Annotated in this window: 22 protein-coding genes; 13 read left to right on the top strand and 9 right to left on the bottom strand. The window is 71.8% G+C overall.

All coding sequences use genetic code 11. The features are described from left to right. Positions 1–75: 75 nt before the first annotated feature. The 3 genes from Q0R63_RS02600 to Q0R63_RS02590 all read left to right on the top strand — a co-directional run bounded on the left by Q0R63_RS02600 (position 76) and on the right by Q0R63_RS02590 (position 4,286). The gene (locus Q0R63_RS02600; RefSeq protein ID WP_295693551.1) at positions 76–1,260 is read left to right on the top strand and encodes an acyl-CoA dehydrogenase family protein; all 1,185 of its coding nucleotides are present in this window, start codon (positions 76–78) and stop codon (positions 1,258–1,260) included. Next, the gene (locus Q0R63_RS02595; RefSeq protein ID WP_295693549.1) at positions 1,257–2,822 is read left to right on the top strand and encodes an acyl-CoA carboxylase subunit beta; all 1,566 of its coding nucleotides are present in this window, start codon (positions 1,257–1,259) and stop codon (positions 2,820–2,822) included. The genes Q0R63_RS02600 and Q0R63_RS02595 overlap by 4 nt, the downstream gene beginning before the upstream one ends. Positions 2,823–2,888: 66 nt before the next feature. Further along, positions 2,889–4,286, top strand: a complete 1,398-nt coding sequence (locus Q0R63_RS02590; RefSeq protein WP_295693547.1) for a hypothetical protein — start codon at positions 2,889–2,891, stop codon at positions 4,284–4,286. 17 nt (positions 4,287–4,303) lie between these two features. On the opposite strand, the gene Q0R63_RS02585 is transcribed toward Q0R63_RS02590, so the two are convergent. Further along, positions 4,304–4,957 carry a Maf family protein gene (locus Q0R63_RS02585; RefSeq protein ID WP_295693545.1) on the bottom strand — a complete coding sequence of 218 codons (654 nt, stop codon included), beginning with the start codon at positions 4,955–4,957 and terminating at the stop codon, positions 4,304–4,306. A gap of 110 nt (positions 4,958–5,067) precedes the next feature. On the opposite strand from Q0R63_RS02585, the gene Q0R63_RS02580 reads away from it, so the two are divergent. Further along, entirely contained in the window at positions 5,068–5,421 is a 354-nt protein-coding gene (locus Q0R63_RS02580) for a hypothetical protein (RefSeq protein WP_295693543.1), read from the top strand. A gap of 110 nt (positions 5,422–5,531) precedes the next feature. On the opposite strand, the gene Q0R63_RS02575 is transcribed toward Q0R63_RS02580, so the two are convergent. From Q0R63_RS02575 to Q0R63_RS02565, 3 genes are all read right to left on the bottom strand, one after another. Further along, positions 5,532–7,400, bottom strand: coding sequence for a cation:proton antiporter (locus Q0R63_RS02575; RefSeq protein WP_295693541.1), 1,869 nt, complete (start codon positions 7,398–7,400; stop codon positions 5,532–5,534). Between the two features lie 33 nt (positions 7,401–7,433). Next, a complete protein-coding gene (locus Q0R63_RS02570; RefSeq protein ID WP_295693540.1) occupies positions 7,434–9,140 on the bottom strand; it encodes a DUF885 domain-containing protein in 1,707 nt (568 codons plus the stop codon). 78 nt (positions 9,141–9,218) lie between these two features. Then, entirely contained in the window at positions 9,219–9,731 is a 513-nt protein-coding gene (locus tag Q0R63_RS02565; protein WP_295693538.1) for a MaoC family dehydratase, read from the bottom strand. Between the two features lie 67 nt (positions 9,732–9,798). Between Q0R63_RS02565 and Q0R63_RS02560 the strand changes: the two genes are divergently transcribed. Beyond that, a complete protein-coding gene (locus Q0R63_RS02560; RefSeq protein WP_295693536.1) occupies positions 9,799–10,869 on the top strand; it encodes a tetratricopeptide repeat protein in 1,071 nt (356 codons plus the stop codon). A 180-nt stretch (positions 10,870–11,049) separates the two neighbouring features. Here Q0R63_RS02560 and Q0R63_RS02555 read toward each other — a convergent pair whose 3' ends face one another. From Q0R63_RS02555 to Q0R63_RS02540, 4 genes are all read right to left on the bottom strand, one after another. Continuing rightward, entirely contained in the window at positions 11,050–12,477 is a 1,428-nt protein-coding gene (locus tag Q0R63_RS02555) for a metallopeptidase TldD-related protein (RefSeq protein ID WP_295693534.1), read from the bottom strand. Next, positions 12,477–14,030 carry a TldD/PmbA family protein gene (locus Q0R63_RS02550; RefSeq protein WP_295693532.1) on the bottom strand — a complete coding sequence of 518 codons (1,554 nt, stop codon included), beginning with the start codon at positions 14,028–14,030 and terminating at the stop codon, positions 12,477–12,479. Before Q0R63_RS02550 ends, Q0R63_RS02555 begins: the two co-directional genes overlap by 1 nt. A 71-nt stretch (positions 14,031–14,101) precedes the next feature. Next, positions 14,102–14,338, bottom strand: a complete 237-nt coding sequence (locus Q0R63_RS02545) for an acyl-CoA carboxylase epsilon subunit (protein ID WP_295693530.1) — start codon at positions 14,336–14,338, stop codon at positions 14,102–14,104. After that, positions 14,335–15,972: an acyl-CoA carboxylase subunit beta gene (locus tag Q0R63_RS02540; RefSeq protein ID WP_295693528.1), complete on the bottom strand. Its 1,638-nt coding sequence runs from the start codon at positions 15,970–15,972 to the stop codon at positions 14,335–14,337. Before Q0R63_RS02540 ends, Q0R63_RS02545 begins: the two co-directional genes overlap by 4 nt. A 24-nt stretch (positions 15,973–15,996) precedes the next feature. Between Q0R63_RS02540 and Q0R63_RS02535 the strand changes: the two genes are divergently transcribed. The 5 genes from Q0R63_RS02535 to Q0R63_RS02515 all read left to right on the top strand — a co-directional run bounded on the left by Q0R63_RS02535 (position 15,997) and on the right by Q0R63_RS02515 (position 20,941). After that, entirely contained in the window at positions 15,997–16,833 is an 837-nt protein-coding gene (locus Q0R63_RS02535; protein WP_295693524.1) for a biotin--[acetyl-CoA-carboxylase] ligase, read from the top strand. A gap of 349 nt (positions 16,834–17,182) precedes the next feature. Further along, a complete protein-coding gene (locus Q0R63_RS02530) occupies positions 17,183–18,313 on the top strand; it encodes an adenylate/guanylate cyclase domain-containing protein (protein WP_295693521.1) in 1,131 nt (376 codons plus the stop codon). Further along, a complete protein-coding gene (locus Q0R63_RS02525; RefSeq protein ID WP_295693518.1) occupies positions 18,310–19,143 on the top strand; it encodes an enoyl-CoA hydratase-related protein in 834 nt (277 codons plus the stop codon). Before Q0R63_RS02530 ends, Q0R63_RS02525 begins: the two co-directional genes overlap by 4 nt. Positions 19,144–19,235: 92 nt before the next feature. Beyond that, the gene (locus Q0R63_RS02520) at positions 19,236–19,910 is read left to right on the top strand and encodes a response regulator transcription factor (RefSeq protein WP_295693515.1); all 675 of its coding nucleotides are present in this window, start codon (positions 19,236–19,238) and stop codon (positions 19,908–19,910) included. Between the two features lie 2 nt (positions 19,911–19,912). Next, positions 19,913–20,941: a HAMP domain-containing sensor histidine kinase gene (locus Q0R63_RS02515; RefSeq protein WP_295693512.1), complete on the top strand. Its 1,029-nt coding sequence runs from the start codon at positions 19,913–19,915 to the stop codon at positions 20,939–20,941. A 25-nt stretch (positions 20,942–20,966) separates the two neighbouring features. Here Q0R63_RS02515 and Q0R63_RS02510 read toward each other — a convergent pair whose 3' ends face one another. Beyond that, positions 20,967–21,479 carry a GtrA family protein gene (locus tag Q0R63_RS02510; protein WP_295693510.1) on the bottom strand — a complete coding sequence of 171 codons (513 nt, stop codon included), beginning with the start codon at positions 21,477–21,479 and terminating at the stop codon, positions 20,967–20,969. A 64-nt stretch (positions 21,480–21,543) separates the two neighbouring features. Between Q0R63_RS02510 and Q0R63_RS02505 the strand changes: the two genes are divergently transcribed. From Q0R63_RS02505 to Q0R63_RS02495, 3 genes are read left to right on the top strand one after another with little or no spacing between them, the layout of a single operon-like run. Next, positions 21,544–22,734: a 5-(carboxyamino)imidazole ribonucleotide synthase gene (locus tag Q0R63_RS02505; RefSeq protein WP_295693508.1), complete on the top strand. Its 1,191-nt coding sequence runs from the start codon at positions 21,544–21,546 to the stop codon at positions 22,732–22,734. Next, entirely contained in the window at positions 22,727–23,263 is a 537-nt protein-coding gene (gene purE, locus Q0R63_RS02500; protein WP_295693506.1) for a 5-(carboxyamino)imidazole ribonucleotide mutase, read from the top strand. The genes Q0R63_RS02505 and purE overlap by 8 nt, the downstream gene beginning before the upstream one ends. After that, positions 23,263–23,853: an acyltransferase gene (locus Q0R63_RS02495; RefSeq protein WP_295693503.1), complete on the top strand. Its 591-nt coding sequence runs from the start codon at positions 23,263–23,265 to the stop codon at positions 23,851–23,853. The genes purE and Q0R63_RS02495 overlap by 1 nt, the downstream gene beginning before the upstream one ends. Positions 23,854–23,892 lie beyond the last annotated feature (39 nt).

Here is a 23,892-nt window from a genome sequence, read left to right as displayed (position 1 = left end):
GTCAACGTCAAGTATGCGGCGTGGTCACCGGGCGATCCTCGGAGCAGACCCGCGCACCATCGAGAGGGGCCACCGATGTTCGAGCTGAGCAAGGACCACGAGGACTTCCGCGCCGTCGTGCGCGACTTCGCCGAGACCGAGGTGGCCCCCCACATCGGAGCCTGGGACCGCGACGCGCACTTCCCCACCGACCTCGTCCCCAAGATGGGCCAGCTGGGCCTCTTCGGCCTCGTCGTGCCCGAGGAGTTCGGCGGCTCGCAGGGCGACGACGGCGCCGACTTCACCGCGCTGATCGTCGCGATCGAGGAGCTCGGCCGGGTCGACCAGTCGATCGGGATCACCCTGTCGGCCGGCGTCGGCCTCGGCATCAACCCGATCCTCACCTACGGCGACGACGAGCAGAAGGAGCGCTTCCTGCCCGACCTCGTCGCCGGCACCGCTCTCGCCGGCTTCGGCCTCACCGAGCCGGAGGCCGGATCCGACGCCGGGGCCACCCGCACCCGGGCCGTCCGCGACGGCGACGAGTGGGTCCTCAACGGCGCCAAGGCCTTCATCACCAACTCCGGCACCGACATCACCTCGGTCGTCACGGTGACCGCCCGCACCGGCACCAACCCCGATGGCACACCACAGATCTCGGCGATCATGGTCCCGTCCGGCACCCCTGGCCTGATCGTCGAGCCGCCCTACCGCAAGCTCGGCTGGCACGTCTCCGACACGCACGGCCTGACCTTCCAGGACTGCCGCGTGCCGGTCACCAACCTGCTCGGCGCCGAGGGCGAGGGCTTCAGGCAGTTCCTCAAGACCCTCGACGACGGGCGCATCGCGATCAGCGCGCTCGCCGTCGGGTGCGCGCAGGCCTGCCTCGAGCTGAGCACCGACTACGCCAGGACCCGGCAGGCCTTCGGTCGGCCGATCGGCGCCAACCAGGGTGTCTCGTTCCAGATCGCCGACCTCGCGGTCATGGTCGACGCCGCCCGGATGCTGACCTACAAGGCTGCCTGGCTCAAGGACGAGCTGCACCTCGGCCGCCGGTCGATGCAGGACGTCAAGCAGGCCGCCTCGATCGCCAAGCTCTACTCCACCGAGGCCGCGGTCACGGCGACCCGCATCGCCACGCAGGTCTTCGGCGGCAACGGCTTCATGGAGGAGTATCCCGTGGCGCGCTTCTTCCGCGACGCCAAGATCCTCGAGATCGGTGAGGGCACCTCCGAGGTCCAGCGGATGCTCATCGCCCGCGGCCTCGGGCTGCCGGCATGAGTATGCCGGGGGGTCGTGACCCGCGGGTCGCCGACGTCCGCGAGCGGCTCGCCGCGGCATACGAGGCATCGGCCAAGCCGACCGACAAGGCCCGCGCCAAGCTCGACTCCCAGGGCAAGATCGCGGTCCGCGAGCGCGTCGAGCTGCTCTTCGACCAGGGCTCGTTCGTCGAGGACGGCCGCTACGCCAACTCGCGGGCGCCGGGTCTGCCCGCCGACGGCGTCGTCACCGGTCGGGGCACCGTCGAGGGCCGCGCCGCGATCGTCATCGCCAACGACCCGACCGTCAAGGCCGGCTCGTGGGGAGCGCGCACCGTCGAGAAGATCGTGCGGGCCACCGAGATGGGGCTGCGCGAGGAGCTGCCGATCTTCTGGTTCGTCGACTCCGCCGGCGCCCGGATCACCGACCAGGTGGAGATGTTCCCCGGCCGTCGCGGCGCCGGCCACATCTTCCACAACCAGGTGGCGCTCTCGGGGCGGGTCCCGCAGATCTGCTGCCTCTTCGGGCCGAGCGCCGCCGGTGGCGCGTACATCCCGAGCTTCACCGACATCGTCATCATGGTCGAGGGCAACGCCTCGATGTATCTCGGCAGCCCCCGGATGGCGGAGATGGTCGTCGGTGAGAAGGTCTCGCTCGAGGAGATGGGCGGCGCCCGGATGCACTGCACCGTCTCCGGCTGCGGCGACCTGCTGGCCGCCGACGACGTCGAGGCCATCGAGCTGGCCAAGCTCTACTTCTCCTACCTGCCGAGCACGTGGCACGACCGTCCGCCGAGCTACGGCCCGGAGGAGCCGACGGCGCCGCTGACGCGGCATACTGTGCCCGAGCGGGAGTCGGTGCCCTTCGACGTCCACGAGGTGGTCGACGGCCTCGTCGACGACGAGTCGTTCTTCGAGATCAAGCCGCTCTTCGCGCCGGAGCTCGTCATCGGCTTCGGCCGGATGGGCGGCGAGAGCGTCGGGATCGTCGCCAACAACTCGGCCGTCAAGGGCGGGGTGCTCTTCGCCGACAGCGCCGACAAGGCGGCTCGCTTCATCTGGCTGTGCGACGCCTTCTCGATCCCGCTGATCTACCTCGCCGACGTGCCCGGCTTCATGATCGGCTCCGAGGTCGAGCGCGGCGGGATCATCCGGCACGGCGCCAAGATGGTCTCGGCCGTCGCCGAGGCCACCGTGCCGCAGTTCTGCGTCATCGTGCGCAAGGCGTACGGCGCCGGGCTCTACGCCATGGGCGGGCCGGGCTTCGTGCCCGACGCGACCCTCGCCCTGCCCACCGCCCGGATCGCGGTGATGGGTCCCGAGGCCGCCGTCAACGCCGTCTACGCCAACAGGATCGCCGCCATCGAGGCGGCAGAAGGCATCCCGGCACGGGACGCCTTCGTCGCGCGGGCCCGGCTCGACTACGAGGCCGACGTCGACCTCGAGCGGCTCGCGGCCGACCTCGTCCTCGACGGGATCATCGAGGCCGATGAGCTGCGGGCCGAGCTGCTCCACCGGCTGCGGTATGCCGCGCGCCGCGACCGCGCCTTCAGTGAGCGCCGCCGCTCGATCCCGCCGGTCTGACCCGACCGCTGTCGCGGGGACTGGCCAGGACAGCCGGTCGACGTACGCTGGGGGCCGCCACGACCTGTGATCACCGAGGAGCCTGCCATCACCACCGTCACGACCGACCCGGACGCGCGTGAGGCGTCCGATCCGGAGTCGTCGGGGTCACGCGGCGAGCGGGCCCGCCGTTGGGTCAGGGGGGCGATCGAGCGCAACCTCGAGAACGTCGGCCGACCGTACGCCGAGATCGACACCGCTCCCGCGGCCCTGGCCGAGCCCGCCTGGTGGCGCCGGTTCGGACTGTGGTTCCCCCTCGCCGTCTTCGCGCTGACCCGGCTCATCACGGCCGGCATCGTCATGGTCACCCAGGGGTCGCAGCTCGGGCTGCCGGCGTCCAACGGGATCTTGCGGATCATGTTCCCGACCGAGCCCGCACCGGGCTACTGGACGGTCATGGGCAACTGGGACGGCCAGTGGTATCAGGAGATCGCCACCCACGGTTACCCGACCGTCCTGCCCCGGGTGATCGACGGCTCCATCGACATGAACCCGTGGGCCTTCTTCCCCGTCTATCCCATGGCGGTCGGCGGGATCATGCGGCTGACCGGACTGAGCTTCTACGTCGCCGGTGGCCTGCTCTCGATGCTCCTCGGCGCCGCGGCCATGGTGGTCCTCTTCCGACTCGTCGACCGCACCGTGGGCCGGTGGGAGGCGGTCGTCACCGTCGTCGGCCTGTGCACCTTCATCTCCGCGCCGATCCTGCAGGCGACCTACACCGAGTCGCTGGCGCTCCTGCTCGTGGCCGTCCTGCTCACGCAGCTGCGGGCCCGCCACTACTGGTGGGTGGCCGGCCTCCTCGTGGTGCTGGCCCTCAGCCGCAACGTCGTGGCCGCGATGGCGCCGGTGATCATCGCCCACCTGGTCGTGCGGTGGCACCAGGAGCAGGACCTCTCGCGTTGGACCAAGGGCGCACTCATCGCGCTCGCGGCGTTCTCCGGTGCGCTCTTCGCCCTCTGGCCCGGCGTCATCGCTCTGGTGACCGGGGTGCCCAACGCCTACAGCCAGACCCTCGTCGCCTGGCGGGTCAGCAGCGCCATCCAGCTCCGATCCTGGTGGGACTACCTGCTGCTCGCCTACGGCTGGATCGGCGCCGTGGCCGGGGTCGTCGCGCTGGGCGTGTTCGCGTGGTTCATGCTCACCCACCGGACCTGGCGCTGGGGGCCGGAGATCTGGGGCTGGGCGGGGGCCTACCCGGCATACCAGCTGCTCGTGACCAACCCCGGGTTCTCCCGGCTGCGCTACGCCATCCTCGCCTTCCCCTTCACCCTGCTCATTGCCTGGTTCCTCGGGCTGCGTCCGTGGCGGCGCTGGCGGGTCGTCCTGCTGTGCGGGATCGCGGTGCTCGGCATCGCCCAACAGGCCTGGTACATCGACAACTTCATCCTCGTCACGCACCTCACGGGACAGATCGCCTTCCCCTGAGCGGGGACGTCCCCCGCTCAGTCGGCCGTCGCGACGAGGTCGAACCAGCTGACGCCGATCTCGATCAGCAGCTCGCGCAGCATCGGCAGCGACAGCCCCACGACGGCGTGGTGGTCGCCCTCGATGCCGGTCACGAACGCGCCGCCGAGACCGTCGATGGTGAACGCGCCGGCTACGGCGAGCGGTTCGCCCGTCGCGACGTAGGCCGCGATCTCGAGGTCGGTCAGGTCGGCGAAGTGGACCGTCGTCGAGACCGTCGCCCCGAGCGTGGCCGCGGTGCCCTCGTCATCGGTGTCCCGCTCGTCCCGGAGCCAGTGCCCGGTGTGGAGGATGCCGGAGCGCCCGCGCATGGCGGTCCAGCGGGCGACGGCCTCGGCCGCGTCGACCGGCTTGCCGTGCACCTCGCCGTCGAGCTCGAGGAGGGAGTCGCAGCCGATGACCAGGGTCGAGTCGGTGGTGTCGACGGCGACGGCCTCGCACTTCGCCCGGGCCAGCAGCAGCGCGATGTCGGCCGGCTCGAGCGCGCCGTAGGCCTCGCGTGCCGCCGCGACGGCCGCTGCCTCGTCGACGTCGCTCACGACCACGGTGGGCTGGATGCCCGCGGCCCGCAGGAGGGTCAGGCGGGCGGGGGAGCTGGACGCGAGGACGAGTCGGACACGGGCGGCGGTCATGGTCGGCGAGCCTAGAGCCCCCGGCATACCGGACTCGTACCGGTGCTGCGTCCCGTATGCCGCGTCCCGTATGCCGCGTCCGGTGCGCCGCGCGCCGCTATCGTCAGGTCATGACGGCCCACGCGCGACCTCGGGAGATCCGACCCGCGGTCCTGGCCGTGGGTGTCCTCGTCGTCCTGGTGCTGGCGGTCGTGGCCGGCGCGCGGATGGTGTCCGTCCACGCGGACACCTGGGAGTGGCGACTGAAGCCCTCGGCTGCGCCTCCGAAGATCCAGTTCGATGACCGGAGCTACCTCCGCGGCTCGGTCTTGGCCGGGCTCGCCCCGGGGTCCACGCTCTCCGGCCTGACCTCCGGTGGAGGGGCGATCTATGCGACGGCACCCATCCCCGGAAGCGCACTGACGGTGATCCAGGTGCTGGCGGACGGTCAGGTGACCGGCTACGCACTCTCCGGCGGCCCCTGACCCCGGCACCCGCCAGACCCCGACGTGTTGCGGTTGGATCCGGGCAATCCGGGCATCGACCCCGCCAGACGCGGATCTCACCGCACCAAGTGGGGGGTATGCCGCGTCGGTCAGCCGAGCAGCTCGTCGACGTAGCACCAGCGCCAGGCCTCGCCGGGCTCGATGCTGCGCATCACCGGGTGCTGGACCTCGGCGTAGTGCCGGTCGGCGTGCTTGCCGATCGAGGAGTCGCAGCAGCCGACGTTGCCGCAGGTCAGGCACATCCGCAGGTGCACCCAGGTGAGGCCCTCCCGCACGCAGTCCTCGCACCGGTCGGGGTGCTTCGGCTCGATGCGGGTGGAGGAGTCCTGGAGGTGCTGGCAGTCGCCACGCTGGGGCTCGGGGGTGAGGATCAGCCGGTCCTGGAGGCGCTCGTTACGGGCCTCGACGCCCGCGAGCATCGACTCCTCGAGGTCGAGCGAGCGCATCACCTCGTCGAGGACCTCGTGGTCGATGGTGCCGGTGTCGCGCAGCCGGAGCACCTCCTCGCGCTCCGCCACCAGCATCGTGCGCCGGAGCCGGCGGTAGACCTCGTTGGGGCTCGGCACGTCGTCCCGGTCGACGCCGAGACGTTCCCAGGCGAGGTCGGTGCGGCGCTGGCCGAGGAAGCGCAGCTGGTCGACGATCTCGGTGGGCGTGTCGGGGCCGATGGCCTCCTCCAGCGTGGCGTTGCCCCGAGCCACCGCCCGCTGGAGGACCGTCGCCGACTGGAGCGCGTCCTCGCGGGGGTCGGGCCCGTGGATGTCGAGGGCCCGGGCGAGGTAGGGGAGGGTGAGGCCCTGGATGAGCAGGGTGCCGACGGTCACGACGAGGGCGATGAACACCAGCGTGTCGCGGTGCGGGGTGCTGACCGGTAGGAGGAAGGCCGCCGCCAGTGTCACCACGCCCCGCATCCCCGCCCACGACAGGACGAGTGAGCGCTTGACGTAGGCCCGGTCGAACGTCACGCCCGGCGACAGGGAGAGCAGGCCACCGACCGCGAAGATCCAGATCGGGCGCAGCAGCATGACGGCGAGCAGCACGAGGAGCGCCAACCCGATCGACGGACCGAGACCGAAGGTCGAGCTCTTGACGGTCATCACGATGAGGTGGGCCTGGAGCCCGATGATGAGGAAGACGGCGTTCTCGAGGAGGTACTGGATCGTCGTCCAGTTGATCCGCTCGGCGGTCCGCGACTGGGCCGACTGGATGATCGGGGCCTTGTGCCCCAGGAGGACGCCGGCGACGACCACGGCGAGGACCCCCGAGGCCTCGATGGACTCCGCGGGCAGGTAGGCGATCCACGGGGCCATGAAGGAGATCGCCGTGTCGGTGGTCGTCGTGGTGACCCGCTTGCGGATCTGACCGACGAGGGAGGCCACGATGACACCGACGGCCAACCCGCCGACGACGGCGATGAGGAAGTCGCCGCCGACCTGGGCGACGGTGACGGTCCCGGCGATCCCGAGGATCGCCGCTCGGACGGTGACGAGCGCCGTCGCGTCGTTGAAGAGCGACTCACCCTCGAGGATGGTGACGAGGCGGCGGGGCAGCCCGATCTTGCGGGCGACCGCGGTCGCCGCCACGGCGTCGGGCGGGGCGACCACCCCACCGAGCGCGAGGGCCGCGGCGAAGGGCACGTCGAGCAGCTTCCAGACCAGGAGCGCCACGCCGAAGGCAGTGAAGACGACGAGTCCGACGGAGAGCAGTCCGATGACCCGTCGGTTGGCGCCGAGGTCGACGAGCGAGGTGCGGATCGACGCGGAGTAGAGCAGCGGCGGGAGGATGCCGAAGAGGATGATCTCCGGGGTGACCTGGTAGTCCGGGATCGCGGGGATGAACGACAGTCCGACGCCCACGGCAGTGAGGAGCAGGGGGGCCGAGGCACGCATCCGGCTGGCGCCCGCGGCGACGATGACGACGAGTCCCGCGATGGAGACGAGCACGAGGGCGGGGATCACGCGCCCATCCTTTCAGGCCTGGCCGCCGCCGGGTCAGAGCTCGCCGAGCACGGCCTCGCGCAGGGTGTCGAGTCCGACGCCCCCGATGTCGAGCGCGCGGCGGTGGAACGCCTTGAGGTCGAAGCGGTCGCCCTCGCGGGCCTTCACCTCCTCGCGCAGCTGCAGCCAGAGCCGCTCGCCGATCTTGTAGGACGGAGCCTGGCCCGGCCAGCCGAGGTAGCGGTCGAGCTCGAAGCGCAGCCACGCCTCGCCCTGGTTGGCGTGGGCGCACAGGTAGTCCCACGCCTTGTCGTAGGTCCACGCCCCCCCACCGACCTCGTCCGGTGCGTCGAAGCCGCAGTGCACGCCGATGTCGATGACGACACGGGCGGCCCGCAGCGACTGCCCGTCGAGCCAGCCCATCCGGTTGCCGGGGTCGTCCAGGTAGCCGAGCTCGGCCATCAGCCGCTCGGCATACAGGGCCCAGCCCTCGCCGTGACCGGAGGTCCAGGCCTCGAGGCGCCGCCACTTGTTGAGCAGCTGGGCGCGGTAGATCGTCTGGGCGACCTGGAGGTGGTGACCCGGGACGCCCTCGTGGTAGACGGTCGTCAGCTCTTTCCACGTGCCGAAGCTGGTCACGCCCTTGGGCACCGACCACCACATCCGGCCCGGGCGGCTGAAGTCGTCGGAGGGTCCGGTGTAGTAGATGCCGCCCGTCTCGGTCGGCGCGATCAGGCACTCGATCTGGCGCACCGGGCCGGGGATGTCGAAGTGGACGTCGGCGAGGTCGGCGATGACCTGGTCGGCCTTGCCCTGCATCCAGTCCCGCAGAGCGGCGGTGCCCTCGAGGCGGTATGCCGGGTCGTCGTCGAGGAGGGCGATGGCCTCCTTGACCGTCGCGCCCGGCCGGATCCGCTCGGCCACCTCGTGCATCTGGGCGTCGAGCAGCGAGACCTCCTGCTGGCCCCAGCGATAGGCATCCTCGAGGTCGAGGGTGACCCCGACGAACTGGCGTGACAGCAGGGCATAGCGCTCGCGCCCGCAGGCGTCGGCCGCCGGGGCGACGGGCAGCAGCTCGTCGCGCAGGAACACCCCCAGCTCCCGGTATGCCGCGGCCGCGCCGTCCGCCGCCTCGGCGAGGTCCGCCGCCGCCGCCGGGTCGAGGTCGGCCGGGCCCGACCGGGCGCCGGCCACGAGCCCGGCGAAGTAGCCGTCGTCGGCGACGAGCACGTCGATCTGGTCGATGCAGGCGTTGACCTGCCGCTGTGGGGCGACGTGGCGGGCGGCCTTCGCGGCGAGGAGCGACTCGCGATAGCCCGCCAGCGCCTGCGGCACCTTGGTCAGCCGGGTGGCGATCGTCGACCAGTGCGCGTCGGTGTCCTGGGGCATCAGGTCGAACACGGCGCGGATGCCCTGCAGGGGGGAGGCGATGACGTTGAGGGCCATCTCCTCCAGGCCCGCGGCATACACCTCCTCGGCGAGGCCGAGCCGCTCGGTCATCGCGGCGATCGTGACGCGGTCGATGTCGTCGACGGGGGTCGCGATCGCGAGCTGGCCCAGGGTGGCCTGACGCAGGTGGGACTGGGCCGCGATGCCGGCGGGGGAGAAGTCGTCGAGGTCCTCCTCGTGCCCGGGGATGCCGTAGTCCGTCGCCGCGATCGGGCTGAGGGCGATGACCTCGTCGAAGTGGGCGTCGGCGATGGCGTCGACCGCCGTGGGCCGGCGGGTGGGAGCGCTGGTGGCGATGGCGTCTGCAGTCACGCGTCCGAACGTAGCGCAGGCCACCGTTTGCGTCCGCGCCGACGCGACACCGGTGTGCCGACGGTGCGGACGTCGTGGTCAGGCGGGTCGCCGGCCGAAGAAGTTGACTGCCCGCACGGTGAACACGTGCTCGTCGTCCTGGTTGAGCAGCTCGAGCCCGCTGGTGACGATGCCGCGATCGGGTCGCGACCCCGAGACGCGGGCCTCGAGGATCGTGACGCGCGCGCGAAGGACATCGCCCGGACGCACGGGTCTCGGCCAGCGCAGCTCGTCCATGCCCGGTGAGGCGAGCCCGGCGACGTGCGAGACGTAGTGCTCGACGAAGAGGCGCATCCCCTCGGCCGAGGTGTGCCAGCCGCTGGCGATGAGGCCGCCGAAGGGCCCCGTCGCGGCCCAGCCGGGGTCGGTGTGGATCGGCTGGGGGTCGTAGCGCGTGGCGAACGCGACGATCTCGTCCTCGGTCATCGTGACGTAGCCCCACTCGTGGACGCCGCCAGGCACGTAGTCCTCGAAGTAGCGGTCGTCGACGGGCGCGGCGAGGTCGACGCCGAGGGCCCGCGTGGGGCGAGGGACGGCGGGGTCGACGGTCATTCGCCGAGCCTCTCACCCCTCGCACGAGGTCGGCGCATCCTCCGGTACAGCAGGTAGCATTCTTCGCGTGTCAGGGGACGACGAGGCCTTGCGGGCGACGGTCGCCAGGGCTGCGGCGCTGGGCGACCTCGGTCGTCACGGCGAGGTGCTCACCCTCCTCGGTCCCCTGGTCGGGAGTCACCCCGACGACCCGCGGCTGCTCGGCGACCTGGCTCGGGCCCACCTGCGGGTCGGCGGACGGGTGCACCGTCGGGAGGGCCTCGTGCTCGCCCGACGGGCGGTGGCCCTCGCGCCGGACGACGTCCACCTCGTCATCCTGCTCGCGCACGCCCTGGTCGCCAGCCGCAGGACGTGGGACGAGGCCAAGGCGCTCCTCGCCCGGGCCGTCGAGCTCGCGCCCCACGACGCCGCCGTCCACTTCATGCGGGCGGCCGGTCTGGAGGCGATGAGTGTCGTCCACTACGGCGAGGCGTATGCCGCGGTGCTGCAGGCCGTTGCGCTGGCCCCCAACGACCCAGATGCGTTGCTGCTCAGGGCAACCATCCAGTACCGCCGGCTCAACCCGTTCGACGACGTGGCGCGCGAGGAGGTCCTCACGTCGGTCCGCAAGGTCCTCGAAGTCGACCCGGACAACGCCGAAGCGGCCTACCTCCTCGCGCAGGCCGAGCCCACGCTGAGCGCCGCAGCAGAGGCGGCGAAGTTCCACGAGGCGGTGCGGCGCGATCCGCGGCACGCCGAGGCGATCGCGATGGTCGACTCGCTCCTGGTCAAGTCGCTGCGCGGTGCGTGGTGGGCACTCTGGCTCCTGACCGGGCTCCAGGCCCTCCTGCTCGTCCAGGGCCTCGAGTGGGGTCTGGCGCTCAACGTCCTGCTCCTCGTCTTCGTCCTCGTGATCCCGTGGTGGCGCTTCCGAGCGGTCCGCCGGACGTCACCGCCGGGCTTCGGCCGGAACGACGGATTCGACTGGCGGCTCCTGGCGTTCGGACTCCTCACGTATCTCGCGGCGGCCTTCTTCACCTTCACGACGAGTGAGGGCCGCGGGTCGCGCAGCCTCTGGCCGACCGTCGCGGTGCTCGTGCTCGCCGGGCTGACCTACCTCTGGCGCTCGCGGACACGGCGTCGGCGCTTCGGTGTCTAGGGGGCGATCGTGCGCACCGGATCGTCGGCCGACGCCGGGTCCCGCGCCTCGTCGTTCTCAGCATCGTCACCTTCCTTGCCACCGCAGTCGTCGGACACGCGCGCGGACCGCGGCGATCGCCGGGATGACGCCGCTGAGGGAGAGGACGGCAGTCAGGGCTGCGGACTACGCTTTCGGTCGTCAGCGGGCCTGGCTCACGCTGCTCATGTTGTAGTCGGCGACGCGGACGGGTGGGACGACGGCCCGGGTGAAGTAGTCACCCCACTCGCGGGGGTAGCAGCGCTCGCTGGCGCCGACCTCGGTGATCCGGCCGAGGACGTCGAGGGGGGACTCGTTCCAGCGGAAGTTGTTGACGGCGCCCTGCACCTCGCCACCCTCGACGAGGTAGATCCCGTCGCGGGTGAGGCCCGTGAGCAGGAGGGTCTGGGGGTCCACGACCCGGATGTACCACATCGTCGCGAGCAGCAGCCCGCGCTCGGTCGAGGCGACGAGATCGTCGAGCGACCCTATGGCGCCTGGCTGCTCGAAGACGAGGTTGTCGCCGGACGCGTGCACCGGGGTGCCGGAGCCGGCGGCGGCAGCCGTCGCGGCATACGCACGGCTGCCGGCGAGCGAGACGAGCTCGCCGCCACGCAGGATGTCCTGGCGGCCGAGCGGGAGGCCGTTGTCGAAGACGGAGGCCGAGGAGGTCGAGGCGGTCACGACGGCGAAGGGCGCCGACTGGATGCCCGCGTGCGCGGAGTCGCTGTAGAGGTCGAGCGGCAGCGCGGCGAACCGGTCGCCGATGCGGGCGCCACCTCCCTTGCGGGAGTAGGCGGATCGACCCTCGTCGGTCGACTTGGCCTCGGCCTCCCACGTCGCGTAGATGAGCAGGTCGGCGAGGCAGGTCGGCGGGAGGATGGCCTCGTAGCGGCCGGCGGGGAGGTCGATCGACCGCTCGGCCCAGCCGAGTCGCTGGGCGAGCTGCGCGTCGGCCGCCAAGGCGTCGGCCTCGGAGGGGTCGCGCACCGAGAAGCCGAGGTAGGCGGACGACGACCAGTCGGCGTTCTTGGCGTTCATCTCGAGCCGGCCGGTCGGCTGGACGTGCCGCAGCCGCAGCCCTGTGGACGAGCCGAGGTAGGTGGTGTCGACGATCTGCTCGGCGAAGCCGAAGTGCTGTCGTGCAGGCCCGCTCGCGGCAAACACCTCACCGAGGTCGTGCGCGAGGCCCGCGAGGGCGCCGATGCTCGTCGGCTCCGGCGCGAGGCTGAAGTCGGAACCGGAGCCGGCCTCGCCGGGAGTGATGAGCGGCACGGCGTCGGCCGCCGTCTCGCTGCCGCGGGCGGACGCCTCGGCCGCCTCGACGAGCGCACGGACGTCGGCGACGTCCGCGATCGACGCGCCGACGACCCCGGCCGCCGTGCCCCCGCCGACGCCCACGGTCGAGATGACGGTCACCGACCGGGACCCCATCTCCCCGTTGGTCGTGAGGGAGCTGCTCGCCCAGCGGAGGTTGGCCTCCGACCGGTCGGTGACGATGACGATGGTGCCGTCGGTGGTCGCCGCCGACAGGGCGGCCTCGACGATCTCCTGCGGGCTGCTGAGTGATCCGCTGCTGAGGGTGGACATCAGTGACCTGCCTCCTGCACGGTGTTGAGGATCCGGACGCCGCGGAAGAGCGCGGCGGGGGTGCCGTGGCTGGCCGGGGAGACCTGTCCTGGTTGGGCTTTCCCGCAGTTGAGTGCTCCGCCGCGGTAGAAGGTGCTCGGGCCGCCGACCGCCTCCATCGAGCGCCAGAAGTCGGTCGTGGAGGCCTGGTAGGCGACGTCGCGCAGCTGTCCGGTGAGGTGACCGTCCTCGATCTTGAAGAACCGCTGACCGGTGAACTGGAAGTTGTAGCGCTGCATGTCGATCGACCACGAGTTGTCGCCCACGATGTAGATGCCGTCCTCGACCCTCCCGATGAGGTCGTCGATCGTGCCGCCCTCGGGGTCGGGCTGGAGGCTGACGTTGACCATCCGCTGCAGGGGCACGTGCCGGGCGCTGTCGGCGTAGGCCGCCCCGTTGCTGCGGCCGAGGTCCTTCAGGGCGGCCATCGCGCGGTCGGTCTGGTAGCCGACGAGGATGCCGTCCTCGATGATGTCCCAGTGCTGCCCGGCGACGCCCTCGTCGTCCCAGCCGACGCTGGCGAGGCCCCAGTCGCTGTCGCGGTCGCCGGTCACGTTCATCACCGGTGAGCCGTAGTGGAAGTGGCCGAGCTTGTCGAAGGTCGCGAACGACGTTCCGGCGTATGCCGCTTCGTAGCCGAGGACCCGGTCGAGCTCGGTCGCGTGCCCGATCGACTCGTGGATGGTGAGGAACAGGTTGCTCCCGTCGATGACGAGGTCCTGGTCGCCGGCGACGACCGACGGCGCCTTGACCTTGGCCGCGAGCAGCTCGGGGATCGCGGCCACCTCGTCGGCGAGCCCAGCGTCCGCGCCGAGGACGTACTCCCACCCGGCCGCGGCCGGCGGCACGAGCGTGCGCATCGACTGGAAGCCACCGGTGGCGCGATCGATCGTCGTGGCGCTGAGGACGGGGTGGATGCGCACCCGGGTCTGGGTCGTCGAGGTGCCGAAGGAGTCGGCGTAGAAGACGTTCTCGCGGATGGCCTGGACGGACGCCCGCGTGACGTCGATCCCGTCGCCGGCGGCGAGCCGCTCCGAGAGGTCGACCAGGGCGCCCACCTTGTCGGCGTCGCTGACCGTGAAGGGGTCGACCTCGTAGCGCGAGGACCACCGCCGGTCGGCGTAGACCGGCTCGGGGGCGAGGACGACGCGTTCGGTGGACACCGGCCGGCTCACCCGCGCCACGGCGACCGCGCGCTCCGCGAGCCGGGCGGCCTCCTCCGGCGTGAGGGCGATGCCGGCCGCGAAGCCCCAGGACCCGTCGTGGATGACGCGCACCGCGAGCCCCAGGTCGTCGGCCGTCGTCGAGGTCTCGACGTCGAGGTCGTGCAGCACGAGGTACTGCTCGCGGCTCGAGACGACGCGCAGCGCGGCATACTCGGCGCCGAGCTCGCGCGCTCGGCTGAGGGCCGCGTCGGCGAGGACGCCGAGTGGTAGCGCGAGGAACTCCTGGTGGACTCCGGGCATGGTCGTCCTCTCGTTGCCGGTCCGTCCGAGGTCAGCGGGCAGACTCATGCGTCCACCGTGGCACAGCCCGCGGCGAACCGCAGTCCCCGCACCGTCTCAGCGGCGGTCTCAGCACAGTCTCAGCGCGGCATACCCGAGGCGCGCCAGGCGCCCGAGCCTGGCCCGTATGCCGTGCGCAGCCGCCCGCTCGGCGCGCTCCAGCGCGAGGGGGCAGTAGTACCAACGTCGCCCGCGTCGCCGCCACCGACGGCAGCGAGCACGGTGAGCAGTGCGGCGAGCTCCTCCGGGGTCGGGTGCCCGGCCACGACCCGGACCACCGGCGCTGCGTCGACCACCTCCGGCACCTCGTCGGTCACAGCGGGATGTTCCCGTGCTTCTTGGGAGGAAGGGTCTCGCGCTTGGTCCGCAGCGCGCGCAGGGCCCGGGTGACATTCATGCGGGTGTTGGAGGGGGAGATGACCGTGTCGACGTAGCCCCGCTCGGCCGCGACGTAGGGGTTGGCGAGCTGTTCCTCGTAGTCGCGGATGAAGTCCTGCCGGGTCTTCTCGACGTCACGCCCCTCCTGCTCGGCGGCGGAAATCTCCTTGCGGTAGAGGATGTTCACCGCGCCCTGGGCTCCCATCACGGCGATCTGCGCGGTCGGCCAGGCCAGGTTGATGTCGGCGCCGAGGTGCTTGCTGCCCATGACGTCGTAGGCGCCGCCGTAGGCCTTGCGGGTGATGACGGTGACGAGGGGGACGGTCGCCTCGGCGTAGGCGTAGATGAGCTTGGCGCCGCGTCGGATGATGCCGTCCCACTCCTGGTCGGTGCCCGGGAGGAAGCCTGGGACGTCGACGAAGGTGAGGACCGGCACGTTGAAGGCGTCGCAGGTGCGCACGAAGCGGGCGGCCTTCTCGGACGCGTCGATGTCGAGGCACCCGGCGAACTGCATCGGCTGGTTGGCGACGACCCCGACCGACATGCCGTCGACGCGCGCGAAGCCGGTCAGGATGTTGGGCGCGAAGAGGGGCTGGACCTCGAGGAACTCGACGTCGTCGACGACGTGCCGGATGACCTCGTGCATGTCGTAGGGCTGGTTGGGGGAGTCGGGGATGCAGGTGTCGAGCCAGCGGTCCTCGTCCGTGGTGTCGAGCGCCTCCTCGCCGCGGCTCTCGTAGGCCGGTGGCTCCTCGAGGTTGTTGGACGGGAGGTAGGACAGCAGCGCCTTGACGTAGTCGATGGCGTCCTGCTCGTCGGTGCCCATGTAGTGCGCGACACCGGATTTCGTGTTGTGCGTGCGGGCCCCGCCGAGGTCCTCCATCTCGACCGTCTCGCCAGTGACGGTCTTGATGACGTCGGGACCGGTGATGAACATGTGCGAGGTCTGGTCGACCATGACGGTGAAGTCGGTGATCGCGGGGGAGTAGACGGCCCCACCGGCGCACGGACCCATGATCAGCGAGATCTGCGGGATGACGCCGGAGGCGTGGACGTTGCGGCGGAAGATCTCGCCGTAGAGCCCGAGGCTGACCACCCCCTCCTGGATGCGCGCGCCGCCGGAGTCGTTGAGGCCGATGACGGGGCAGCCGATCTTCATCGCGAAGTCCATGACCTTGACGATCTTCTCGCCGAACACCTGCCCCAGCGACCCGCCGAAGACGGTGAAGTCCTGTGCGAAGACGACGACCTGGCGCCCGTCGATCTGGCCGTAGCCGGTGACGACGCCGTCGCCGTAGGGCCGGTTCTTGTCCTGCCCGAAGGCCGACGAGCGGTGCCTGGCGTACTTGTCCATCTCGATGAAGGTACCGGCGTCGAGGAGCAGGGCGAGCCGCTCCCGAGCGGTCTTCTTGCCGCGTGCGTGCTGCTTCTCGATGGCCCGCTCCGAGCCGGCGTGCGCCACCTCGGCGATCCGCCGCTTGAGGTCCGCGAGCTTGCCCGCGGTGGTCATGAGGTCGTGCTCCCCCTCGGGCGCGACCTCCTCCGCAGCAGGGACCGTGCCGACATCAGTCATGGGCGTGACTCTAGCCTTGGGCGCATGGCTCAGCTCATCGACCCGGACCGACTTCGTGGGGCGTTGGTCACGTCGCGGGCGCCGTGGACGGAGGTGGAGCACCACGCCTCGCTCGACTCCACCAACGCCCGCGCGGCGCGGCTCGCTCGGCCCTGGCTGGTCGTGACCGCGGACCACCAGAGCGCGGGCCGTGGGCGGCTGCGGCGCAGCTGGGAGTCGCCGGTCGGCTCCTCCTTGTTGATCTCCGCGACGGTCCCGCTGCCGCCGTCGGGGGCCGGCTGGGTCCCGCTCCTCACCGGGCTCGCCGTCCTTCGAGCGGTCGAGGCGAACGCCGGGATCGCGGCCGTCCTCAAGTGGCCCAACGACGTCCTGCTGCCCGGTGACGGGTTCGGCAAGGTGGCCGGGATCCTCTGCGAGGTGGTGGGAGCCCCGTCCGGTGCCCTCGTCGTCATCGGCGTGGGGCTCAACGTCACGCAGACCCGCGCGGAGCTCCCCGTGCCGACCGCGACGTCGCTCCTGCTGGCCGGGGCGACGGCCGTCGACGGCACGGCGCTCGACGGCACGGCGCTCGCGGCCTCCTTCCTCGACCACCTCGCCGGGCTGTATGCCGGGCTGGTCGCCGGTGCGGCCGAGGTCGCCGCCGCGCGGGCGGCATACCGGGATCACTGCGCGACGATCGGGCAGGAGGTGCGGCTCAGCCGCGCCGAGGCGGCTGACGTCCTGGGTCGAGCGGTGGCCGTCGACGACGACGGACGGCTGGTGATCGAGCGGGCCGGGGAGCGCTCGGCCTGGGCGGCGGGTGACGTCGTCCACGTGCGGCCGCCGGACACCCCCGGCGCCGGGACCCTCCTCGGGGGATGAGCCTCGACGATGAAGGCGGGGCCGTCGCTGACCCCGTTGGCGGGGACGGTGGCGCCGAGGTCGGCCCGGTCACGGGCGACCGAGCCGAAGGTGAGCCAGGTGGCGCCCGCGCCGGCGATCGCCCCCAGGAGCTGGAAGAGATCGCCCCCAGGAGCTGGAAGAGGAGGTAGGACGCCGCGATACCCCCGTGGCAGGCCCCGGCAATCTCATCGCCGCCGTGCGGCCACCCCGAGCGCGGGTTCAGGATCAGCCGGGGTGGAGCCGTGCTGTCGTCCGAACGCTGCCGCAACCGCCAACTCTGGCCGGTCACCCCATGACCTCGGCGCTCGCTCCTTGACATGATGCACGCATGAGCGACGAGCCGAGCGAGGAGGTCAGCCGCAACGGGCGTCGTCGCCGTCGCTCCGAGTCGCTGCCCCCCGATCCCGATGTCGACGACATCGCGGCGGCCCTGCTCGGCCGCCCCCGTTCCCTGGCCCGCCGCGACGTCAGCTCCGGGGCGGCGGTCTCCCTGCTCAGTGCCCGCAAGCTCTGGCACGCCCTCGGCTTCCCCCTCGTGACCAGCGATGAGGAGCTCTTCACCGAGGCCGACCTCTACGCCCTGCGCACGGTCGCCAAGATCGTCCGGGAGGGCACGATGGACGAGACGACCGCGCTCGCCCACACCCGGGCGTTCGCCCGGACCGCCGACCGGCTCGCCGCCTGGCAGGTCCAGCTCGTCGCCGAGTCGATCTCGCCGCAGGAGGGCCGCGACGGCATCGGCCCGCTGGCCGTGCCCGACGTCGCGACGGCCAAGGCGGCCGCGATCCAGCTCATCGACCTCGTCGACGAGCTCGAACCGCTGCTCGTCTACGCCTGGCGTCGGCACCTGACGGACGCGATCTCCCGGATGATCAGCGACGCCGAGCCGTCGACGGACGAGCACGGCATGTGGCGGCACATCGGGTTCGCGGATCTGGTGGCCTTCACCAACCTCGTCCGCCGACTCTCCGAACGCGAGCTCTCGGTCGTCGTCAAGCGGTTCGAGGTGCTGACGTCCGACATCGTCACCGCCCACGGGGGGCGGATCATCAAGACGGTGGGCGACGAGATCCTCTTCTCCAACCGGGAGGCCGCGCCTGCGGCCGCCACGGCGCTCGACCTCGTCGACGCCATGTCCGACGACGACGTCCTGCCCGACGTGCGCGTCGGGATGGCCGCCGGGCCGGTGCTGTCGCGCCTCGGCGACGTCTTCGGCACGACCGTGAACCGCGCGTCGCGGTTGACCTCGATCGCCCAGCCCGGCAACGTGCTCATCGACGGGCAGATGGCCCACTCCCTCGACAGCGTCTCGGGCTTCGACCTCACCCCCCTCCGCAGCCGCGCGCTGCGGGGCGTCGGCAAGGTCAAGCCCTACGTCCTCGCCAGGGCCGGCGCCGACACCCGTCGTGGGACGCCCGACGAAACGACGCCCGAGCAGAGGGAGAGGGACGGCAGATGACGAGCACCGCAGCGGGTATGCCGGAGGGCGGGCAGGAGGGCGGCGCCCCCCTCGTGCGGCTGGAGCGCCACGGCGACGGTGGGCACGTCCTCGAGATCGTCCTCGACCGGCCTGCGGCCCTGAACGCCGTCTCCACCGCGATGGCCGCTGCCCTCGTCCGGGTGACGCGGGAGGTCGCGCACGACGACCGGGTGCGGTGCGTCGTCGTCAGCTCCTCGCAGGACCGCGCGTTCTGCGTCGGCGCCGACCTCAAGGAGCGACACACCCTCACCGACGCCGAGCTGGTGCGGCAGCGGCCGGGCAACCGCGCGGCATACGGAGGGATCCTGGCGCTGCCGGTGCCCGCCGTCGCGGCGGTGGAGGGCTTCGCCCTGGGTGGCGGCTTCGAGCTGGCGCTGGCCTGCGACCTGGTCGTCGCCGGCCAGGGGGCGATCGTAGGGCTGCCGGAGGTGTCGGTCGGGGTCATCCCCGGCGGCGGCGGCACCCAGCTACTGACCCGGCGGATCGGCTGGTCCAAGGCCGCTTCGCTCATCTTCACGGCCCGGCGCATCGGTGCGGGAGAGGCGTTCGCGCTCGGGTGCGTCGACGAGGTCGTCGCCACCGGCACCGCCAGGGCACGCGCCCTGGAGCTCGCGGCGACCATCGCCGAGCACTCCCCGGTCGGGCTGCGGCAGGCCAAACGCGCCATGCGGCTGGGCTCCGACCTCTACCTCGAGGCGGGCCTCGAGATCGAGGACAACTGCTGGCGGCAGGCCGCGTTCAGCGGCGACCGGGCCGAGGGCGTAGCCGCCTTCGCCGAGAAGCGCCGACCCCGCTGGCCCGGCCGGTGAGCCCTGCCGAGACGGGTGCCGGCGGACCCCGGGCCGGGCCCCAGGCCGCGTCGTCACGCACGCCGCACCTTTCGTCCCATAGCATCACCCGTATGACCCGTGTGCTGCTGGCTGAGGACGATCCGGCGATCTCCGAACCCCTGGCCCGGGCACTGCGTCGTGAGGGCTACGACGTCGACGTGCGCCCCGACGGCCGGGCGGCGCTCGAGGGCGCCCGCGAGAACCCGGACCTCGTCGTCCTCGACCTCGGGCTGCCCTTCATCGACGGGCTCGAGGTGTGTCGCCGCATCCGTGCCGACGGCAAGACCGTGCCGGTGCTCATCCTCACCGCCCGCGCCGACGAGGTCGACACGGTCGTGGGCCTGGACGCCGGCGCCGACGACTACGTCACCAAGCCGTTCCGGCTCGCGGAGCTGCTCGCCCGGGTGCGGGCGCTGCTGCGCCGCAACCCCACGGACGCCTCCCCGTCGACCGACATGCTCCGGATCGACCCCGAGGGGCGTCGGGCGTGGTTCAAGGACGAGGAGCTGCACCTCACCGCCAAGGAGTTCGACCTCCTGCGGGTGCTCGTGCGCGAGCAGGGCAAGGTCGTCTCCCGCGAGCAGCTGATGCGCGAGATCTGGGAGACGGCGTGGTTCGGCTCGACGAAGACCCTCGACATGCACATCAGCGTCCTGCGGCGAAAGCTCGGTGACGACGCCGCCCAGCCGCAGTACATCTCCACCGTGAGGGGCGTGGGCTTCCGGTTCGAGCGCGCGGAGGACTGAGCATGCGCCAGCAGCTCATGCGCTCGTCGCTCCTGGCGGTCGTCCTCGCTGTGCTCGTCGCCGGGATCCCGCTCGCGATCGTGGGGGCCGTGGTCGTCGGGTCCCCGACGCTGCTCGCGAGGTCGCTCGAGGTGCCCGCCACCACGCGGGTGGCCGAGGTCCTCATCGCCGTCGCCGTGCTCGCCGTGCTGGCAGTGCTCCTCACCGTCGTCGTCATCAACCGTTCTGCGCAGCGGATGGCCGATCCGATGGAGCGGCTGGCGCTGTCGGCCGAGCGTTTCGGCCAGGGTCAGGCGAAGGTGGAGCCGATGGTGTCGGGGGTCCCCGAGATCGACCGGGTCTCCGCGGTGCTCGCCCGGAGCGCGCGGGACGTCACGAAGTCGCTGGCCGCCGAGCGCGACTTCGCGTCGGACGCCTCGCACCAGCTCCGCACACCGCTGACCGCCCTCCTGATGCGGCTCGAGGAGATCTCCGAGACCTCCGACCCCACCGTGGTGAAGGAGGAGGCGAACATCGCCATCGCCCAGGTCGAGCGCCTCACGCGCGTCGTCGACGACCTGCTGATGCGCAGCCGTCGTGGCAACGACGCCCCGCGGCCCGAGGTCTCCCTCGACTCCGTCATCGCGGCGCTCCAGCGTGAGTGGCAGCCGGCCTTCGAGCAGGCCAGGCGCAGCGTCCACGTCCACGGTGAACGTGGTCTCGTCGTGAGGGCGACGCCGGTCGCGCTGAGCCAGGTGCTGAGCACCCTGCTCGAGAACTCCCTGATCCACGGCCGGGGGACGGTCGAGGTCCAGGCCCGGCGCACCGGACCCTCCGTCGTCGTTGAGGTCAGCGACCAGGGCGACGGCGTGCCGGCCACGATGGCGCCGCACATCTTCGAGCGCTCGGTGAGCAGCGGGCTGGGCAACAGCACCGGTCTCGGCCTTGCTCTGGCTCGGGACCTCGCCGAGTCCAACGGTGGCCGGCTCGACCTGATCTCGGCGCAGCCGGCCCGCTTCGCGCTGTTCCTGTCCGAGGCGGAGCAGCGCTGAGCCTCCGGAAGGTAGCCCCCTCGGGTCAGGCGTCGCGGGAGCTCGTCGGTGCGGTGGACTCCTGGTCGCCCAGGTTCTCGCCGACGAAGACGAACTTGCGGTAGGCCCAGAAGCGCATCAGGGTCGCGATGGCGATGCCGATGATGGTGTTGACGTTGACCGCGAGCCGCGACGTCATGTGCAGCCAGTCGTGGGTGGCATTGAGGTAGCCCGTCGACACGAGCAGCCCGAGACCGTTGACGACGAAGAAGAGCAGTGCCTCGTGGTGCGCGGCACGCTTCTGGCGGTGGCGGAACGTCCACAGTCGGTTGCCTATCCACGCCACCGTCGTGGCCACCGCGCCGGAGATCAGCCGGGAGGTCGCGAGGCGGCCTTCGAGGGGACCGTAGAAGAGGAGGTTGAAGCCGCCGAGGTCGATCACGAAGGCGATGAGACCGACGACACCGAACTTCGCAGCCTCGCGCCAGAAGACGTTGACGAGGCCACGAAGCCGTTCGGTGAGTCCGGACGCCATCGACGTGGGGGGTGGGACAGTCACCGGGAGAGCCTACGGTCCCCGCCTGTATGCCGCGTCCTCATCGCGTCTGGATAGGCTCGGTGTCGTGACGCAGCCACAGCGGGCCCCCGGGGGCTTCCCCGTCGTCGGAGTGGTCGGAGGCGGGCAGCTGGCCCGGATGATGCAGGGTCCGGCCATCGAGATGGGACTCCAGCTCAGCGTGCTCGCCGAGGCCACCGACGCGTCCGCGGCGCTCGTCATCCCCTCGGCGCCCGTGGGGGACCACACCGACCTCGCGGCGGTCCTCGCGTTCGCGCGGGAGTGTGACGTGGTGACCTTCGACCACGAGCACGTGACGCCGGCGGTGCTCGCCGCGCTCGAGGCCGAGGGCGTCGTCCTCCACCCCCGGCCGGCCGCTCTGCGCTTCGCCCAGGACAAGCTCGCGATGCGGGAGCGGCTGACCGCGCTCGACGTGCCGTGCCCGCGGTGGGCGCGAGCGACGACGGCGGCGGAGGTCGAGGCCTTCGGAGAGACCGGCTGGCCGGTCGTCGCCAAGACCCCGCGGGGCGGCTACGACGGCAAGGGCGTCCGCGTCGTGAGCGGTCCCGACGACATCGCGGACTGGCTCGCCCAGGTGGGCACCGAGGGTCCGCTCTCGGACGGCGTGCTGCTCGAGGAGCGGGTCGACTTCACGCGCGAGATCGCCGTCCTCGTCGCGCGCAGCCCGTCGGGCCAGGCGGCGGCGTGGCCCGTCGTCCAGACCGTCCAGACCGACAGCATCTGCAGCGAGGTGATCGCCCCGGCTCCGGGTCTCGATGCCGAGCTCGCCGCCGTGGCCACCGCGACCGCCCTGCGGATCGCGGGGGAGCTCGACGTCACGGGGGTGCTCGCCGTGGAGATGTTCGAGCTGCCGGACGCGGCGGGCCGCCCGTCGTTCGTCGTCAACGAGCTCGCGATGCGGCCGCACAACAGCGGTCACTGGTCGATGGACGGCGCCGTCACCGGACAGTTCGAGCAGCACCTGCGGGCGGTCCTCGACCTGCCGCTGGGCGACCCGAGCAGTCGGGCGCGGTGGACGGTGATGGCCAACGTCTTCGGGGGCGACTACGCGGAGCTCTACCCGGCATACCGGCACGTCATGGCCCGTGACCCGGGCGTCAAGGTCCACCTCTACGGCAAGGGGGTCCGACCGGGGCGCAAGATCGGCCATGTCAACGTCAGCTCGACGGACCTCGGCGATGCGCGGGCCCGGGCGACGCACGCGGCCGACTACCTCGGAGGAGTCATCGATGAGTGACAGCAGCCCCGTCGTCGGGCTCGTGATGGGCAGTGACAGTGACTGGCCGGTCATGAAAGAAGCGGCAAAAGCTCTGGGGGAGTTCGGGATCCGCTTCGAGGCCGACGTGGTGTCGGCGCACCGGATGCCCGACGAGATGATCGCCTACGGGCGGACTGCGGTGGGGCACGGGCTCCGTGTCATCATCGCCGGGGCCGGTGGCGCCGCCCACCTGCCGGGGATGCTCGCGGCGGTCACCCCGCTGCCCGTCATCGGGGTCCCGGTGCCGCTGAAGCACCTCGACGGGATGGACTCGTTGCTGTCGATCGTCCAGATGCCGGCCGGGGTCCCGGTCGCCACGGTCTCCATCGGCGGGGCCCGCAACGCCGGGCTGCTGGCGGCGCGGATCCTGGCCGCGGGCGACGGCGTCGAGGCGGCCCGGCTGCGGGCGGCGATGCTCGACTTCCAGGTGGCGCTGCGGGACCAGGCCCACGCCAAGGGCGCCGCCCTGCGGGCGGAGGTCGGCGCGGCACCGACGGGGAGACCCTGATGGGCATCCGCATCGAGGACACGGCGGACGTCTCGCCGGACGCGACGATCGGCGACGGGACGACCGTCTGGCACCTCGCGCAGGTGCGGGAGCACGCCGTCGTCGGGAGGAGCTGCATCCTCGGGCGAGGGTCCTACGTCGGCCCGGGCGTGCGGATCGGGAACAACTGCAAGCTGCAGAACTACGCTCTGGTCTACGAGCCGGCGGTCCTCGAGGACGGCGTCTTCGTCGGGCCGGCGGTGGTCTTCACCAACGACTACTACCCGCGGTCGGTCACCCCCGACGGGGTGCTCAAGCGCGGCGACGACTGGCCCGCGGTGGCCGTCACGGTGCGCACGGGGGCCTCGATCGGGGCCCGTTCGGTCTGTGTGGCGCCGGTGACCATCGGGCGGTGGGCGCTGGTGGCCGCCGGGTCGGTCGTGACCAAGGACGTGCCCGACTTCGCGCTCGTCGCCGGTGTGCCCGCCCGCCGGATCCGCTGGGTCGGCCGGGCCGGAGTTCCGTTGGAGCAGCAAGCCGACGGGTCGTGGCGGTGTCCCCGGACCGACGAGCGCTACGTCGAGACCGACGGGGTCCTGGCGGAGGTGTGACCGAGGGCCTCATCGTCGCCCGGTCGCGCGCTCGGAGCG

The organism is Lapillicoccus sp. (assembly GCF_025353065.1).
Taxonomy (GTDB): domain Bacteria; phylum Actinomycetota; class Actinomycetes; order Actinomycetales; family Dermatophilaceae; genus Lapillicoccus.
This window is presented reverse-complemented; position numbering and strand designations above follow the sequence as displayed.